This is a genomic window from Vibrio sp. 970 (assembly GCF_033339075.1).
On the sequence record NZ_JAWOTW010000016.1, the window covers coordinates 39831 to 56673 of the forward strand.

The 16843-nt window shown below is 44.8% G+C and carries 10 protein-coding genes; 5 read left to right on the forward strand and 5 right to left on the reverse strand.

Annotation, left to right across the window (positions count from 1 at the left end; translation table 11 throughout):
* Positions 1-144 precede the first annotated feature (144 nt).
* Positions 145-1704, forward strand: a complete 1560-nt coding sequence (locus R7Q11_RS19965) for an AbgT family transporter (RefSeq protein WP_017635695.1) — start codon at positions 145-147, stop codon at positions 1702-1704.
* Positions 1705-1916: 212 nt separating this feature from the next.
* On the forward strand, positions 1917-2465 hold the full coding sequence (gene tadA / locus R7Q11_RS19970) for a tRNA adenosine(34) deaminase TadA (RefSeq protein WP_136976140.1): 549 nt from the start codon (positions 1917-1919) through the stop codon (positions 2463-2465).
* A gap of 588 nt (positions 2466-3053) precedes the next feature.
* On the opposite strand, the gene mltF is transcribed toward tadA, so the two are convergent.
* Positions 3054-4631, reverse strand: coding sequence for a membrane-bound lytic murein transglycosylase MltF (gene mltF / locus R7Q11_RS19975; protein ID WP_025998701.1), 1578 nt, complete (start codon positions 4629-4631; stop codon positions 3054-3056).
* Between the two features lie 299 nt (positions 4632-4930).
* On the opposite strand from mltF, the gene purL reads away from it, so the two are divergent.
* Positions 4931-8824 carry a phosphoribosylformylglycinamidine synthase gene (gene purL, locus R7Q11_RS19980; RefSeq protein WP_017820595.1) on the forward strand — a complete coding sequence of 1298 codons (3894 nt, stop codon included), beginning with the start codon at positions 4931-4933 and terminating at the stop codon, positions 8822-8824.
* Positions 8825-9119: 295 nt separating this feature from the next.
* A complete protein-coding gene (locus tag R7Q11_RS19985; protein WP_025998700.1) occupies positions 9120-9428 on the forward strand; it encodes a DUF3622 domain-containing protein in 309 nt (102 codons plus the stop codon).
* A gap of 90 nt (positions 9429-9518) precedes the next feature.
* On the opposite strand, the gene R7Q11_RS19990 is transcribed toward R7Q11_RS19985, so the two are convergent.
* From R7Q11_RS19990 to R7Q11_RS20000, 3 genes are all read right to left on the reverse strand, one after another.
* The gene (locus tag R7Q11_RS19990; protein ID WP_005381599.1) at positions 9519-9959 is read right to left on the reverse strand and encodes a hypothetical protein; all 441 of its coding nucleotides are present in this window, start codon (positions 9957-9959) and stop codon (positions 9519-9521) included.
* 118 nt (positions 9960-10077) lie between these two features.
* Positions 10078-12264 carry a TonB-dependent receptor domain-containing protein gene (locus R7Q11_RS19995; RefSeq protein ID WP_213961966.1) on the reverse strand — a complete coding sequence of 729 codons (2187 nt, stop codon included), beginning with the start codon at positions 12262-12264 and terminating at the stop codon, positions 10078-10080.
* A gap of 263 nt (positions 12265-12527) precedes the next feature.
* Positions 12528-13595, reverse strand: a complete 1068-nt coding sequence (locus R7Q11_RS20000; RefSeq protein WP_017820600.1) for a succinylglutamate desuccinylase/aspartoacylase family protein — start codon at positions 13593-13595, stop codon at positions 12528-12530.
* A gap of 330 nt (positions 13596-13925) precedes the next feature.
* Here R7Q11_RS20000 and R7Q11_RS20005 point away from each other — a divergent pair, with 330 nt between their 5' ends.
* The gene (locus R7Q11_RS20005) at positions 13926-14465 is read left to right on the forward strand and encodes a DUF3332 domain-containing protein (RefSeq protein WP_225466670.1); all 540 of its coding nucleotides are present in this window, start codon (positions 13926-13928) and stop codon (positions 14463-14465) included.
* Between the two features lie 65 nt (positions 14466-14530).
* Here the strand turns inward: R7Q11_RS20005 and R7Q11_RS20010 are convergent, their stop codons facing one another.
* Positions 14531-16003, reverse strand: coding sequence for an aminoacyl-histidine dipeptidase (locus R7Q11_RS20010; RefSeq protein ID WP_033905832.1), 1473 nt, complete (start codon positions 16001-16003; stop codon positions 14531-14533).
* Positions 16004-16843: the final 840 nt, after the last annotated feature.

The window sequence follows — 16843 nt, forward strand, 5'->3', positions numbered from 1 at the left end:
TGCAAAATATGTCTCCAATTATGAAAAAAAATCTAGAACCTTGTGCTTTCTCCATTAGTGTTTACTAGAATACTCGTTGGATAGTAGGTCGTTATAATTATTCAAATAGGCCTTGGCACCAACATCATTCACTATGGAGTTACCATGAGTAACCAAGCTGTAAATAAGGCACCATCATCGAAGCCGAGCGGGATGGAGCGCTTTTTAAACTTTATCGAGAGGACAGGTAACAAAATTCCTGATCCTGCGATTTTGTTCTTCTGGGCATTGATCATTACTTGGGCGGCGTCAGCACTTTTGTCGAATGTATCATTCGATCTTCCAAACCCTCGAACGGGCGAAGCTCTTACTATCACCAACTTACTTACGGGCGAAGCGCTAGCAAGTTTCCTTGCTAACATGGTGACGACGTTTACTGGCTTTGCGCCACTGGGTATCGTACTTGTCGCAATGCTAGGTGTGGGTGTTGCAGATTCTTCGGGCTTTATTACGACGGGTCTTAAGAAGATGCTGAACTTCACGCCAGCTAAGCTTCTTACTCCAATGCTTATTTTGGTTGCCATTGTATCGCATACTGCGGCAGATGCAGGCTATGTTCTGGTTATTCCTCTTGGCGGTATTATCTTCCATGCGGCAGGTCGTCACCCTTTAGCAGGTATTGCGGCAGCATTTGCAGGTGTATCTGGTGGCTTCTCTGCAAACTTTATCCCTTCAGGTATCGATCCGCTATTGGCTGGCTTTACGCAAACTGCGGCGCAGGTTCTTGATCCTGAATATGTGGTTAACCCATTAGCGAACATCTTCTTCACTGGCCTATCCTCTATCATTATTGTGGGGATTGGTTGGTACGTGACAGAGAAAATCATCGAGCCTCGTTTATCAAAAATGCCAATTGATGATGATGCGGAAACCGCGCCAAACCTAGGTTCATTTACTGAACTGGAATCAAAAGCATTCCGTTATGCAGGTTGGGCAATGATGGCGGGTATTGCTTTACTTGTTGCAGCGTTAATTCCAGAAACATCAGCACTTCGCTCGCCTGAAGGTGAAATTACTGCCTTCTCAGCACCGATAATGAAGTCTATCGTGCCGTTGATCTTTATTCTGTTTATCATTCCTGGTTACGTTTACGGTAAAGTGTCTGGAACGTTCAAGACCAGCAACGACATTATCAAAGCGATGGCTGATACTATGTCAACCATGGGCGCATACATTGTTATGTCGTTCTTCTGTGCTCAGTTCCTATCTGCATTTGCTCAGTCAAACATCGGTACGATGCTAGCGTTGTATGGCGCAGAAGGCTTAAAAGCGATGAACCTACCAGGTGAAGTGACCATCATCGGTATGATACTTCTAACCGCGTCTGTAAACCTACTTATTGGTTCGGCATCTGCAAAATGGGCTTTAATTGGTCCAATCCTAGTGCCAATGCTAATGGCGGTTGGTATCTCGCCTGAGCTGTCTCAGGCGGCTTACCGTGTGGGGGACTCTGTATCGAACATCATTTCGCCTCTAATGGTATTTTTCCCTCTTGTAGTGGTTTACTGTCAGCGTTATGTGAAGTCGGCTGGTATCGGTACGCTTGCGTCACTAATGATGCCATTCTCGATCGCAATGCTGATCGGTTGGTCTATCTTCCTAGTTGCTTATTGGATGGTAGGTATCCCGCTAGGCATTCAAGCTCCTTACACTTACACAATGTAAAAACGTGTAGGGTGTGAAAGCCGCTAATTGGCAGCCAAAAAGCGCAGGTCTTCGATCTGCGCTTTTTTGTTCTCGTAAAACGAACATCGATAGGTCTTGTAACTAGTTTTTTAGAGTTGCAGACTTTGTCCCGTGATGTGTTGCTGTAGTGAAACCGAAGTTGGTGATAAAATTCCTGACTTCAATCGTTTTTTGTTTCTTTGGAGCCTCCTTTGTCTAACCATCCGTTTTCCCCTCAAGATGAATTGTTTATGCGCAGAGCGATGGAGCTTGCTGAGCAAGCAGAAGCTGAGGGGGAAGTACCTGTCGGCGCAGTGCTTGTCAAAGATGGTGAAATTATCGCTGAGGGCTGGAACCGCTCTATTGGCACCCATGACGCTACCGCACATGCTGAGATCCAAACACTGCGTAAAGCAGGCCAAAAGCTAGAAAATTACCGCCTTCTGGATACGACGTTATATGTAACACTTGAGCCATGCCCAATGTGTGCCGGAGCCTTATTGCATAGCCGCGTTAAGCGGGTTGTTTTTGGAGCGCCAGATTTAAAAGCTGGAGCTGCAGGAACAGTGCTTAATTTGTTTGAAAGCCAAGCCGCTTACCATTACGCCTTAGTTGAAAAGGGGCTGCTAGAAGATGAGTGCCGCACTCAGCTACAAGCGTTTTTTAAGCGTCGCCGAAAGGAAATTAAAGCGAAGAAGCAAGCACAAAAAGCATTAGAAAATCGAGAGAGCGAGCAAGGTAGTGGGAGTAGTGAGGGCTAGCAAACACCTACAACGTGGTAGATGTTTGCTTGGACGCACTAGTGATTGACTAAATGTACAAAAACACGATTACGTGAACTTACTTTCTTTTTCATACATGTAAGTTTACGTTTACGTCGGATAGCAGCTACTGTGTTATTTAAACGCTTTGACTGCACTCTACGTCTTCTCATATTCAAAACCTCCTGCAGACAAGACTTATACCAGTAAAGCGCGGCTCATCGATGCTTGGCAATAGGCTCGATAATCGCACTAAACATTGTATGGTTTAAACGTTCTTCATTTGACTTCTGCATTGCACAGAGCCAGCAAACAATTTCAATACGATGCTTAATAATAGGAGTGACGTTATTTCGGCAGAGTGTAGCCGAAAGTGCCGCTTCATCAAGTGAGCTAAACCATGTGGTTGTAAAGTAATCTGTTACAAAGCAATCAGTTTTACTAACGATGAAGAAAAGGCGACCAACCAAAGGAATGGTTGAATGTGGTTGGTGTCACTCAGAATATTGGAGTCTAGATAAGTTTTCGTTAGGACTCAACAAAAATGACGAGCTTCATAGGCTCGTCATTTTTTAGTTTACCGCGGGTTTATTCTTCAATGCTTTCTTGTTCGGTGTCTTCTTCAACAGTGACGTCAGAAGCGCCAGAGACTTGTTCTACGACGGTCTCTACTGCGCCCGATATCAAAATGTCGGGGTTGAGCGGCGGAATCACTTGCAAGTCATCGCTATTCTCATCAATCGCTGGCTGTTGGCTGACATGACCAATGATGGATTGGTAGTAACGTCGAATATTTTCTACGTAATTACGCGCTTCATCGCCTCTGGCGTACCCATAGCGAGTTTGGCTGTAATAGCGCTTCTGACGCAGTAAAGGCAGCCTATCTTTTACATCGGCCCAAGCGTTCGGATCGCCACCTTGTGCTTTGGTGAGCCGTCGTGCGTCCATCATGTGGCCGTAACCAATATTGTATGAAGCTAACGCAAACCATATTTTTTCATGCTCGTTGATGCTATCAGGCACGCGACCTACAATGCGACGTAAGTACTCGACACCACCACGAACAGATTGCTCAGGGTCTAAACGGTTTGTTACCCCGACGCTTTTCGCTGTTGGCAGAGTAAGCATCATCATCCCCCTAACACCCGTTGGCGATTTTGCTGTTGGTTTCCAATGTGACTCTTGATAAGCCAATGCTGCAATTAATCGCCAGTCGAACTCTTCGCTGTATTTTTGGAATAAAGGTGCCCATTTAGGCAATTTGTCATCCAGAGCTCGAATGAATGCGCGAGTATCAACGTAGTCAAATGCTTCAATATGACCAATGTACTTTTCTTCGAGGGTGGACAGTTCTCCTGATTGTTTGATGTTACCGAAAAACTCTATCAGCATTGCATACAAGCTTTCGTCTTCAGAACGTCGAGTAAACCAAGACACAGGTTGATCTTCTGTAAGTTCGAACGCGAGCGCAAGATCGGGGTAAAGGCGTTGAGCTAGGGAAAGTTCCACCGAATCAGTCACAGTAAAACGTAACTCACCCTTCGATACGTATTTGAGTAAGTCTCTCGTGTCAGCATCACCAACAATTTCAAACTGAAGTTCTGGATACTGCTTCTTTAACGCTGTTAGGGTCGGAACATATTGCGATTGTTCAACGATCTTTAATGTTTGAGCGCCTGCATTTGTATCTTCGTCGGACTCGTCGTCTTTCGAGGCTTGGTATTCAATGAGTTGTTCGATATCACGTGGTCGAAGTTGCCCTTTTTTATATACCACTTGTTGGCTTACATAATAATAGGCAGGGCCTGGTCTAAATCGTTTGACTGCTTGTGACGTTTGATTTAAACCCGTAGCGATGATATCGATATCTCCTTTCTTAAGAGCAGGAAAAAGCTCAGCTTGGCGAAAGGCTGGTTTAATCTCGAGTTTGACGCCGAGCTGCTCCGCAAACTGACGCGCCAATTCGTAATCCAACCCTGCGGGACCATCGGGACCTATGTAGTAGGAAAGCTGATTGTTTAGCGTGCCAACACGAAGCACACCACGTTCTTGAATTTTTTCAAATTCACTTTTGGGCTCCGACTCAATCTGGCAAGCAGAGAGTAAAAGAACAGAAACTAAAATTAGAGCACTGCGCTTGAGCCGGTTGAAGTGACTTATTTGCATTAATAGGTACATCTTGGAAAATTTCTATTTGCCTTTATATCAAAGCGAGCTCATGGGGCAAAGTGAATCACACACTTATAACGTGACATTGTGTGTTTTATCGACATTTTAGTTGTAATTCAAATTTGACAAAAAAAATGACGCAAACGGTTGCTTTTGGTGTTACATCACAAAAACAATTACTATATAATGCGCTCGCAATGACGAGGTGGAATCGGCATAGGTTCGACAGGGCTTATTTTAAGTGTCTGAATTTATTCCAATATCACCTTAATCAATTGCATAAGAGACCTAAGCACATGAGAATTTTGCGTGGCTCCCCAGCTCTTTCTGAGTTTCGTGTTAATAAACTACTGGAACTTTGTCGTGAACAAGATCTGCCTGTAACTGGCATTTATGCCGAGTTTATGCACTTTGCCGATCTAAAGTCAGACCTTGATGACCAAGAGTTAGAAAAACTTGAAAAGTTACTAACTTACGGCCCAACCATCGAAGAGCATGAGCCTGAAGGTCTTCTACTTCTTGTCACGCCTCGTCCTGGCACTATCTCGCCTTGGTCTTCTAAATCTACCGATATCGCTGTTAACTGTGGTCTGGATAAAGTGAAACGTCTAGAGCGTGGTACGGCTTATTATGTCGAATCTTCAGTTGTTCTATCAGAAGCTCAAGCTGACGCTGTTAAAGCGTTAATTCACGACCGCATGATGGAAACAGTATTCACAGAATTTGAAGCCGCATCAGCATTATTTACTGTTGCAGAGCCTAAGCCTGTCGCACATGTTGATATCTTAGCTGGCGGTCGTCTTGCGCTTGAAGAGGCAAACGTTTCCCTTGGCTTGGCACTCGCAGAAGATGAAATTGATTACTTGGTAGAGAACTTTACTAAGCTTGGGCGTAACCCAAACGACATTGAATTGATGATGTTTGCTCAGGCGAACTCAGAGCATTGTCGCCACAAAATTTTTAACGCAGATTGGACTATCGACGGGGTAGATCAACCTAAGTCTTTGTTCAAAATGATCAAAAACACTTTTGAAACGACACCTGACTATGTGCTGTCTGCATACAAAGACAACGCAGCCGTTATGACAGGTTCTAAAGCGGGGCGTTTCTTCCCTGACCCTAAATCTCGTCAATACACGTACCACCATGAAGATACGCACATCTTGATGAAGGTAGAAACGCACAACCACCCAACGGCAATCTCTCCGTGGCCGGGCGCATCGACTGGCTCAGGCGGTGAAATTCGTGACGAAGGCGCGACGGGTATCGGCGGTAAGCCAAAAGCGGGTCTGGTTGGTTTTACAACCTCTAACTTACGTATTCCTGGTTTTGAACAGCCATGGGAAACCGACTTCGGCAAGCCGGGTCGTATTGTGAATGCGTTAGACATCATGCTTGAAGGCCCTCTTGGCGGCGCGGCATTCAACAACGAATTTGGTCGTCCAAATCTATTGGGTTACTTCCGTACTTACGAAGAAAAAGTCACTTCTCATGCGGGTGAAGAAATTCGTGGTTACCACAAACCAATCATGATTGCTGGTGGTATGGGTAACATCCGCGATGAACACGTACAGAAGAAAGAGATCCCTGTAGGTGCGAGCCTAATCGTACTTGGTGGTCCGGCAATGAACATCGGTCTTGGTGGTGGTGCGGCATCTTCCATGGCATCTGGTCAGTCAGCAGAAGATCTGGACTTCGCTTCGGTACAGCGTGAAAACCCAGAGATGGAACGTCGCTGTCAGGAAGTGATCGACCGTTGTTGGCAGTTAGGCGACGATAACCCAATCGCATTTATCCACGATGTGGGTGCAGGCGGTATCTCTAACGCATTGCCTGAACTTGTCGACGACGGTGAGCGTGGCGGTAAGTTCCAATTACGCGATGTACCAAACGATGAGCCGGGCATGAGCCCACTGGAAATTTGGTGTAACGAATCACAGGAACGTTACGTTCTAGCGGTAGCGCCAGAAAACATGGAAGCATTCGACGCCATCTGTAAGCGTGAACGCGCACCGTATGCAGTGGTGGGTGTGGCGACAGAAGAGCGTCATCTAACGTTAGAAGATTCTCACTTCGACAATACGCCAATCGATATGCCAATGGATATCCTGCTTGGTAAGCCACCGAAGATGCACCGTGACGCAACCACACTAAAAGTGGAAAGCCCTGCCATTGTTCGTGATGGTATTGAGCTTAATGAAGCGGTGGATCGCGTACTTCGTCTTCCTGCTGTTGCAGAAAAAACATTCCTAATTACTATCGGTGACCGAACAGTAACGGGTCTGGTTGCTCGTGATCAAATGGTTGGCCCTTGGCAGGTACCAGTAGCAAACTGCGCAGTAACAGCGGCAAGCTACGACACTTACCATGGCGAAGCAATGTCGATGGGTGAGCGCACGCCAGTGGCATTACTAGACTTTGGAGCATCGGCTCGCCTAGCCGTTGGTGAGTCACTAACGAACATTGCGGCAACAGACATCGGTGATATTAAACACATTAAACTGTCTGCGAACTGGATGTCTCCAGCGGGTCACCCAGGTGAAGATGCGGGTCTTTACGAAGCAGTGAAAGCGGTTGGTGAAGAATTGTGTCCTGCGTTAGGTTTGACTATCCCAGTTGGTAAAGACTCCATGTCGATGAAAACCAAGTGGGAAGAAAACGGCGAGAGCAAAGAAGTCACATCTCCACTGTCGCTAGTTATCACGGCATTTGGTCGTGTGGAAGACGTACGTAAGACCGTGACTCCACAACTACGCACTGACAAAGGAAATACTTCTCTAGTTCTTGTTGACTTGGGTAACGGCAAAAACCGCTTAGGTGCGACAGCATTGGCACAAGTATACAAACAGCTGGGTGACAAACCTGCTGACGTAGATAATGCAGAGCAGCTAAAAGGCTTCTTTGATGCAATGCAAGCGTTAGTACGTGATGACAAGCTAGTGGCTTACCACGATAAAGGCGACGGCGGTCTGTTTGTTACACTGGCTGAGATGGCATTCGCGGGCCACTGTGGCGTAAAAGCGAACATCGCAGAGCTGGGTGATGATGCGCTAGCCGTTCTATTTAACGAAGAGCTAGGTGCGGTTGTTCAAGTTAAGAATGATGATCTAGATTCAGTTCTATCTACTCTGGCGGCAAACGGCTTAGAGGCATGCTCACATGTGATTGGTTCTGTTGAAGCTTCAGACGACTTTGTTATCACTTCTGGTGATGCAGTTGTGCTTGAACGTTCACGTACCGAACTACGCGTTATCTGGGCTGAAACAACGCATAAGATGCAAAGCCTACGTGATAACCCAGCGTGTGCAGACCAAGAGCACGAAGCTAAGAAAGACAACTCTGACCCGGGTCTAAACGTTAAGCTCAGCTTCGACGTAAATGAAGACGTTGCAGCACCGTACATTGCGAAAGGTGCTAAACCTAAGATGGCAATTCTACGTGAGCAGGGCGTTAACTCCCACGTCGAAATGGCAGCAGCGTTTGACCGAGCTGGTTTTGAAGCAACCGACATCCATATGAGCGATATCCTAACAGGCCAAGCGGTACTGGATGAATACCATGGCCTAGTAGCTTGTGGTGGCTTCTCTTACGGCGACGTACTAGGTGCGGGTGAAGGTTGGGCTAAGTCTATCCTGTTTAACGCACAAGCTCGTGAACAGTTCCAAGCCTTCTTCAACCGTGAAGAGACGTTCTCTTTAGGTGTATGTAACGGTTGTCAGATGCTATCAAACCTGAAAGAGCTGATCCCAGGTGCAGACTTGTGGCCACGTTTTGTGCGCAACGAATCTGAGCGTTTTGAAGCGCGCTTTAGTCTAGTTGAAGTTCAGAAATCTGATTCTGTATTCTTCGACGGCATGGCTGGTTCGCGTATGCCAATCGCGGTTTCCCACGGAGAAGGGCGTGTAGAAGTACGTGATGCAGAGCACCTAGCAGCGATTGAAGCATCAGGTACGGTTGCGGTTCGTTACGTGGATAACCTCGGTAACCCAACACAACAATACCCGAACAACCCGAATGGTTCGCCAAACGCGATTACCGGTTTAACAACAGCAGACGGTCGCGTAACTATCATGATGCCTCACCCAGAGCGCGTATTCCGCACAGTTGCAAATTCTTGGGCTCCGGAAGGTTGGGGTGAAAATGGCGCTTGGATGCGTATGTTCCAAAATGCCCGTAAGAATATCGGTTAATTAACCAAAGGTTAATCTAGCTTAAGTAAAGCGTTGGTTGAGAGACCAGCGCTTTCTTTTTTCTTATCACTCTTTTTTCTTCGTCGCTCTTTCTAGTGACTTGGCGAAACGTTGCTTTGTTCTGCCTCTTCTTTGTCATCTATTATCTAGCGTAAAAAACTTGCAGCGTTTAGATTACTTTTATGCTCTAATACCGCGCTTACCAAGGGATGGTGTTAAACAGCTCAGCTTAGATGGAGTTATCAAGTTGACCGAATCCCTGATTGATCCCTAAATCCCTTAGGAAATGAAAGAAATGTCTAAGAATCCAAAATTTGCTATCCGCGTCACTGAAAAACGTAACGGCTGGAGCGCAGAAATCACTCGCCAAGTGACATCTCGTAAGACTGTAGTATCAAAGCGTGAAACAGGCTTTGACAGCGAAGAGAAAGCACAAGCTTGGGCTGAACAAGAACTGGCTGGATTTATCCAAAACCAAGTGGTTCGTAACGAGCGTAAAGCAGCGCAACGTCAAGAGCGTGAAGCAGAACAACTAGCGGCAAAAGTTCGTAAAGAAGAAGCCCGCAAAGCACGTGAAACCGAAGTAGACACTGACGAAGAATAAGTTTAAATCGGTGAGATGGTGACGTTACCCATCAAACAAATAGTGAAAATGCCCTGAGTTTTGTCTCAGGGCATTTTTTATTTATATCGGCTAAAAACAATCCGATGATACGGACAGGCTAAACGTGCCGTCTTCAGGGGCTGCAAATTGTTTATTGCCAGGAAGAAGGTGAGGGTTATTAGCATAAGTGCGATGTGTCGATTTGACCTTTGCAGAATGTCTTTCCGGTAAATCAAAGTGTTGTAAGCCGTCAGATAGATCGTTTGCTTCACCGTAGTCGAAATGTGTTGCGACGTCTTTGGGCTGCTTGGCGTAACGACAGTGATCCGGCTTACCATCTTCGTGCCAAGTTAAAGAGTTAGTTTTTGCATCTAGATTCAGGTTATTTGCTGTTGGCTGTGCGTAAAAATCTTCTGAAACTTGGTGCTTGCTTTGTTCTTGTAAGTAGTCTGCAATGTTCTCAGAAGCTTGCGCTAGGCTACCTACAGGGAAGAAGCAAATCAGAAGAAGCCGTGTTTTTAGATTGTTCATAATGTGTATGCAAGCAAAAGGAAATGATAATACTGATAAATAAAACGGCGTGCAATTATGGCCATTGGATACGATATAACAGGGCAGTTAATGTCTGCCCTGCATCTTTTAGGTATGGTTAGTATTGATAAGTGAGGTGCAGTTTGACTTCGCGACCAGGCGAAGGCACGCCATTAGATAGGTATGCTTCGTAGTAACGATCGGTTAAGTTTTTCACAACCGCGCCAACGCTCAAGCCTTCGACTTGTTGTATTTCCCAAACCACGTAAGCGTTTTGTAGCGTGTATTGCTCACTTGGCGATTTCACTTTTAAATTGTTACCGCTTGCCTTGGTTTTGGTTTGCGCATCATACCAACGGACTTCCCAGCCCGTACGTAAACCAGGAATCCATTCGTAACCTAAACCCAGATTAATGTTTAATGGCGGTACATCAGGATGATCATCATCTGAACCTGTAGAGTCAGATAGGCTACCTTTGTTTTTGCCGCGAATGTAACTTGCTGAGAAATTACTGTAGAAATCTTCAATCCGGTATTGTGAAATTAGCTCAAAGCCATAGTTTTTAAAGCCATCTAAGTTTGTATTCCAGCTTTGTAACTCAGTAGTATTTTTGTCGAGGTTTTCGCCCGTTCGTATATCAACTGTGTCGCTAACATCGTTATAGAACATAGTTAACTCTGTTGCGAGGTTATCGCGAGAGTTCACCAGCCCTTCCGTTAAGTTGATAACGCTTGCTTGATAAGCATGGATACGAGACACGTCCAGATTCAAAGCAGTAGCCGTAGCGGTAGCTCGCGCATATTGCACTGAGTAGATGTTATCAACGGTTGGTGCTTTTAAAGCGTAGGCGTAGGAGGCGTTTAAACGCGTATTATTGCTCGCATCAAAGTCGATATCCAAACGTGGGCTAAAGCCTTTATGCGTCGTTTCACCGTAGTTATGTCCGGCAGCTGGATCATTATAATCCGGCGCTGCGTTCCCTTTTCCTTCACTCTTGATGTATTCGTAACGCAGAGAAGGTGTGATTGTTAGGCGGTCTGTTGCTTGATAGTGATCAGCAATGTAAGCGGCATAAATTGACTGCGTGCCAGATGGTTCGTAGTAAGGGGTGTACCAACCGTAGTTTTTCGCTTCATTACTGTCGTATGATGCGTTGAATACTAACGAGTCTCTATCGGTTTTTTGATATTGAAGCCCAGTGACTAGAGTGTGATCTCCGAATTGCGCTTGGTTAAACACATCAACGTAATCACGCTCGTAACTCAGCCATGACTCATGACCGTAACTGCCAACAGAAACGAACATTTTCTCGAATGCTACGTCAGGGCGAACCCAATGACGATCGTTTTCGGAACGTGCCATTTTGATATTGAAATCAATATACGGGTTAGTCGGCATGTAGTGGTAAGAGATGGTCGTGGTGTTGTCCGTGTATTTGTTATCGACGGTGTAAGCGTATTGGGCTTTTTCTAATGAGCCGTATTTCTTGATATTGTATTCGGTGATGTTAGGCATTTTTCCGCGGCGGTTAGCCCAAGGTTTACGACCTTCATCTTTGTAGCGAGTGTGGCTAATTTCAAACTCGTGATCGTTGTTTTCATAGCCGACCTTTACGAGCATGTTTTCTTGCTCATAACCTGAGTAATCCAGCGTTTCACCACCTCCGACTTTAATGTCATCAGAATCTTTTACCGAGCCATTCGCTAGAAAATAAAAACCAGTATCGTTTTTACCATAGAGTGTTAGCGTGTAGGCGTTCTCATCGCCGTTGGTGTTGTATGCACTTGAGATGCGGGCACCAAAGTTTCTTTCGCCGTACAGGAGATCATCGACACTTTTGGTTTTAATGCGAATGGAGCCACCAAACTTCCCGTTGAGTGCTCGATAGTCGTGCGCGCCCTTGATAATTTCTGCTTCGCCAATTAAGAACGGATCAAAAAAGAAGGTACCGTAGCGGTATTGTTGAAAGCCAATTGGAGCGCCATCGACAAAGACGGCGATATCGCTTGGATCATCAAAACCACGAATGTTAATACGTTCGCCACCAGAACGACCGCCACCATCTATTGATGCACCGGGAACGGCATCGATCATTGAGGCAAAATTAGAGTACTGTTGCTCTTCAATCTCTGACCAATTAATGGTGGTTTGCGCAGGCTCAGCAATGGTAATAGGTTTGGCATAACGAACGCCTATGACTTCAAGCTCTTCATTTGGCGCTGTCTCAGCATATGAATAAAGAGGGAAGAGCAAAGCCAGTGAAATGAGATTTACTTTGAATGGATGACTTATTAATCGTTTCATATTGATGATTTATAGTGTTTTTATGAAGCTCGGATTATAAGAACATTATTACGATTAATAAATGATAATGATATTAATTATCAAATGTGTTTTTGCGACGGATTGTAAAGTTTTTTATCCATTCGTGGAAACTGCGATGAGTATCGTTAGCTTACATAAAACAAAAAGCCCAGCATCATGGACGCTGAGCTTATTGGCTTTAAACAAGATAGTGCGAGCACTGTTGCTCCTTTTGAGCTAATCAGGCGCCTACTTGGTAGGAATTACTGAGTTTCTAACGGTATCTGTCCGGTTGTCAGCGGCTCGGCATCGAATTCAGTGAGGCCTTCAATATAGCTTTCGACTGCTTGCTCTAAAGCATTATCACCTTGGTTAAAATAGGCAAGGTGGAAAATTGCATCGCCTTCGTTCACCAATGGTAATGTTTGTTGACCGATAACCAAACCACGCTTCGGGGCTTTTAGTTCTATCTCATCATGACCAAGAGGAGAGCTAATATAAGCGAGCGTTTCCCCCTGTTCTACTTTGTCTCCCAGATTAACGACAGTACGCAAAATGCCGTTACCTGACGCGCGAACCCAGCTGGTGGACTTCGCTATGATAGGCTCAGGCAGCTTTTTCCTGCTCGCACGCAACATACCAATGGCTTGCATTACGCGCCGAACCCCGAGTACACCAGCGCTGATCGAAAGTGGATCAAAACGCAATGCTTCGCCAGCTTCGTAGGTTAGCACGGGGATATCACATTTTTCTGCTTCACTGCGTAAAGAGCCATCACGCAATGCTGAATCAACAATCACTGGCGTCGCAAATGCTTGAGCAATACGTAGAGTTTCTGGGTTGCTTAAGTTTGCGCGGATCTGTGGCAAGTTCGTGCGATGAATGGCCCCTGTGTGTAGATCCAAAATGTAGTCACAACGCTTGGCAATGTTGTTAAAGAACCCGTGTGCCATACGAGATGCAAGTGCGCCTTTTTCACTGCCAGGAAAGCAACGGTTGAGATCTCGTCGGTCGGGCAAGTAACGAGATTTATGGATGAAACCAAAAACGTTAACGATAGGTACTGCAATGACAGTGCCTTTCAGTTTTTGTGGATCCAGTTGGTTAATGATCTGACGAACGATTTCTACGCCATTAAGCTCATCTCCATGGATAGCCGCATTCACCATTAACACTGGTCCTTCTTGTTTCCCATGGATGATTTCCACAGGAATAGATAAAGGCGAATGTGTATATAGCTTCGCTGCTTCAAATTCGATCTCTAATCGTTGTCCTGGTTGTATTTGATGTCCTAAGAGCTCAAACACTTTGCTTTTTTTACTTCTGGCCATAAACCATCTCTGTCAAATGCGTCATCAGCAATGTAACAATTGCTGCAAAATCGCACTAATCATTCTCATTAAGGACACGACAAATTACTTTAATCGTCATGCGTGAAATTTTGTTATGTGTGAAGTTTTTGTTTTCAATATGATCTTTTCTATCAGTTTAATACATAACAAGACATAGAGAAGAGAGCGCAATAATAGCCTTAAAAAATGTGACAGTATTAAAAATAATACTGTTCATGGAGGACAAAAAAACGGACTTTTAACCCTACTTTTTATCCGATAATATCCGCGTCGAATTTGAGGTTTCACACTTTCTAACTAGAGGTTTTGATGAAAAAGGCAATTGCTAAAATTGGTGCATTGACTGCGGTAGCAGTTTCACTTTCAGGTTGCGTAGGTAGTAATGCCGTGACAGGTTATGTCATGGGGTTTAACTTGAAAGCTGTTGACAACCGTTACGCTCGAGGTGGCCTAAATATGCTTTTAGCGCCTGTTTATGGTGTCGCGATCGCAGCGGATTATATCGTGTTTAACTCTCTAGAATTTTGGACGGGTAAGAACCCGTTAAATGGTAAGCCACATATCTTCGATACAAAGGTAGATACTTACATTGATGTCAATCACCAGTTAGATAAGTCGTTAACGACGGCACCAATCGCACCATTAGCGGATAACCGTGTCATTGAGCAGGGGCGAATGCAGCAAATCGATGAGAACACTGTTCAAATGGACATTACTTACAGTAACGGTGAAAAGGCGACACTCATGGGTGTACGCGATGGTGAGTTTGTTACTTACTACATTGAAGGTGAAGTTGTTGCACAAACCTCAATGGATGAATTAGCCGCTTACGCGCAAAACCGTGTGTAGTTGGGTTCAACTAAACCAAAAAAAAGGGTGCCGTATGGCACCCTTTGTCGTTTTTCGTGATTGAATTATGCTTTCTCTGGAATCGCTTCTAAAAGCGCGACCATCTGATCCCAGTACAACTGAACAGTATCAATCTTCACTTTCTCATCTGGAGAGTGAGGGAATTTTATTGTTGGACCGAAAGAAACCATATCCATGTGTGGGTATGGTTCTTTAAATAGGCCACACTCAAGACCAGCATGGATGACCATGATGTTCGGCTTATGACCGTAAATGCCTTCATACATATCACGGAAAATTGCCATGATCTCGGAATCTGCATCTGGCTTCCAGCCAGGGTAAGCGCCTGAGAACTGAATTTGCGCGCCTGCTAGCTCAGTAATCGAGCGCAGCATGCTTTCCACTTGGCTACGGCCAGAGTCAATGAGAGAACGAATCAAGCAAAGCACGGTGACTTTATTTTCTTCTGTGCTGATCACACCAACGTTTAGAGAAGTTTCAACAACGCCTTCCACCTCATCACTCATACGGATTACGCCGTTTGGACAAGCGTTAAGTGCCGCAATGAATCGTTGCTGATCGGCGATTGAAAATACTTGCGCGTCAGTCGTGATCACTTCATTAAAGGTTACGATACCTGTTTCGATTTTACCCAATTCAGTTTTAAGCAGCTCAGTGTAGTGGTTGAACAGCTCAGCAAGCTTGTCTTGGTTTTCGACAGGAAGCGCGACAGTAACAAACGCTTCGCGAGGGATTGCATTACGTAAGCTACCACCACGGAATTCGACTAAACGTAAATCAAGCTCTTGAGCATGACCGGCAAGGAAACGACCAAGTAATTTGTTGGCATTACCGCGACCTGTGTGAATGTCACAACCTGAGTGACCACCTTTTAGGCCTTTCAGCGTCAGTTGGCGTGTTACAAAACCTGCAGGCGTTGATTCTCGAGAAATATCGAAAGTCATGGTGCCATCAACGCCACCTGCACAACCCATGTAGACTTCGCCTTCTTGTTCAGAGTCTGTATTTAGAAGAATCTCACCCTCTAACCAACCAGCTTCAAGGCCAAATGCGCCAGTCATGCCTGCTTCTTCATCAATCGTCAGCAGAACTTCGAGTGGACCGTGCTTAATATCTTTAGATGCCAATACAGCAAGGCAAGAAGCCATACCAATACCGTTATCTGCACCAAGCGTCGTGCCTTTCGCAGTTACCCATTCGCCATTGATGTAAGGTTGGATTGGATCTTTGGTGAAGTCGTGTTCAGTGTCTTCGTTTTTCTGCGGCACCATGTCGATGTGTGCTTGAAGTACAACAGCCTTCTTATTTTCCATTCCTGGTGTCGCGGGCTTTTTGATGAACACGTTACCGGTTGGATCACGGCGAACGTCAAAGCCTTGCTCTGTTGCCCAGTTGATAATGTACTGTGCTAATGCTTCTTCATGTTTCGATGGATGAGGGATTGAACAAATCTTATCGAAAAACTGCCAAAGTGGAGCAGGTGATAAGGTACTGATCTCAGAATGGAACTCAGACACGGAGGACTCCTTTTGATGTGCTTTGCCAAATATATACCGTAAAAATATTGTCAAGGTAGCATTAAATGCTAGACGATTTGGCCTTCAAATTGCCGTTAGCATACCACCAGATAAGGAGTACGAGTAGTCGCGATCACAAGGATTTCTCTCAGAACTGTCACAGTTTGTGAATACAATAACAAGCACTATGTGTTCTCTATCATACATTCTGAAAGTGGCTTTATTTTTTAATTCATAAAATTGTAATTTAATTACACATAAACTTTGATAAAGGTCAATTTATGCATTTTTTGTGATTTCAATCACTAAAATGCTTGTAATTAAATTTCTTGGTGGTATATTTGTAACCAGCTTCTGAGAGAAGAATGAAATGCTCAAAGGATGAGTCCGTTTTATCGCCTCCAAGGAACCGAGAAATCAACGAATGTTTAATTGATTTAAAAGGTGATAGTTATGAAAGGTTTACCAAGTACAATGTTCTGGAATAGCAAGTCTGTTTACACCGGTAACTTTGTATACCCAACAAGCTTTGGCTACTAAGTGAAGTCAACGCATGTGACTCGAACAGTTTGTTCACCCCTATAAATTGGAATTTTTTTTCAGTGATAGTGCTGACATGATTCACCGCCACCCAAATTGGGTGGCGTTTTTTTATCTCTATTTTCTCTTCCTGACTCACTTATTGCCATCAAAGCCTTCTTCTATTCCCCATTCTTCGGTTTTATCGACTTTTCCATCAAATCTGTTAGATACCATGTTTAAAATGGGCCTTTTTCATCTGAAAGTTTAGTACATTGCTCAGTTTTTATTCTCTTTTAGAGAACTGTGTTATCTGGGTTA

What these genes read in the sequence shown, in the direction of transcription:
- R7Q11_RS19965 (WP_017635695.1), top strand. Translation starts at nt 145, where the DNA reads ATGAGTAACCAAGCTGTAAATAAGGCACCATCATCGAAGCCGAGCGGG.
- mltF (WP_025998701.1), bottom strand. Translation starts at nt 4,631, where the DNA reads ATGCAAATAAGTCACTTCAACCGGCTCAAGCGCAGTGCTCTAATTTTA.
- purL (WP_017820595.1), top strand. Translation starts at nt 4,931, where the DNA reads ATGAGAATTTTGCGTGGCTCCCCAGCTCTTTCTGAGTTTCGTGTTAAT.
- R7Q11_RS19985 (WP_025998700.1), top strand. Translation starts at nt 9,120, where the DNA reads ATGTCTAAGAATCCAAAATTTGCTATCCGCGTCACTGAAAAACGTAAC.
- R7Q11_RS19990 (WP_005381599.1), bottom strand. Translation starts at nt 9,959, where the DNA reads ATGAACAATCTAAAAACACGGCTTCTTCTGATTTGCTTCTTCCCTGTA.
- R7Q11_RS19995 (WP_213961966.1), bottom strand. Translation starts at nt 12,264, where the DNA reads ATGAAACGATTAATAAGTCATCCATTCAAAGTAAATCTCATTTCACTG.
- R7Q11_RS20000 (WP_017820600.1), bottom strand. Translation starts at nt 13,595, where the DNA reads ATGGCCAGAAGTAAAAAAAGCAAAGTGTTTGAGCTCTTAGGACATCAA.
- R7Q11_RS20005 (WP_225466670.1), top strand. Translation starts at nt 13,926, where the DNA reads ATGAAAAAGGCAATTGCTAAAATTGGTGCATTGACTGCGGTAGCAGTT.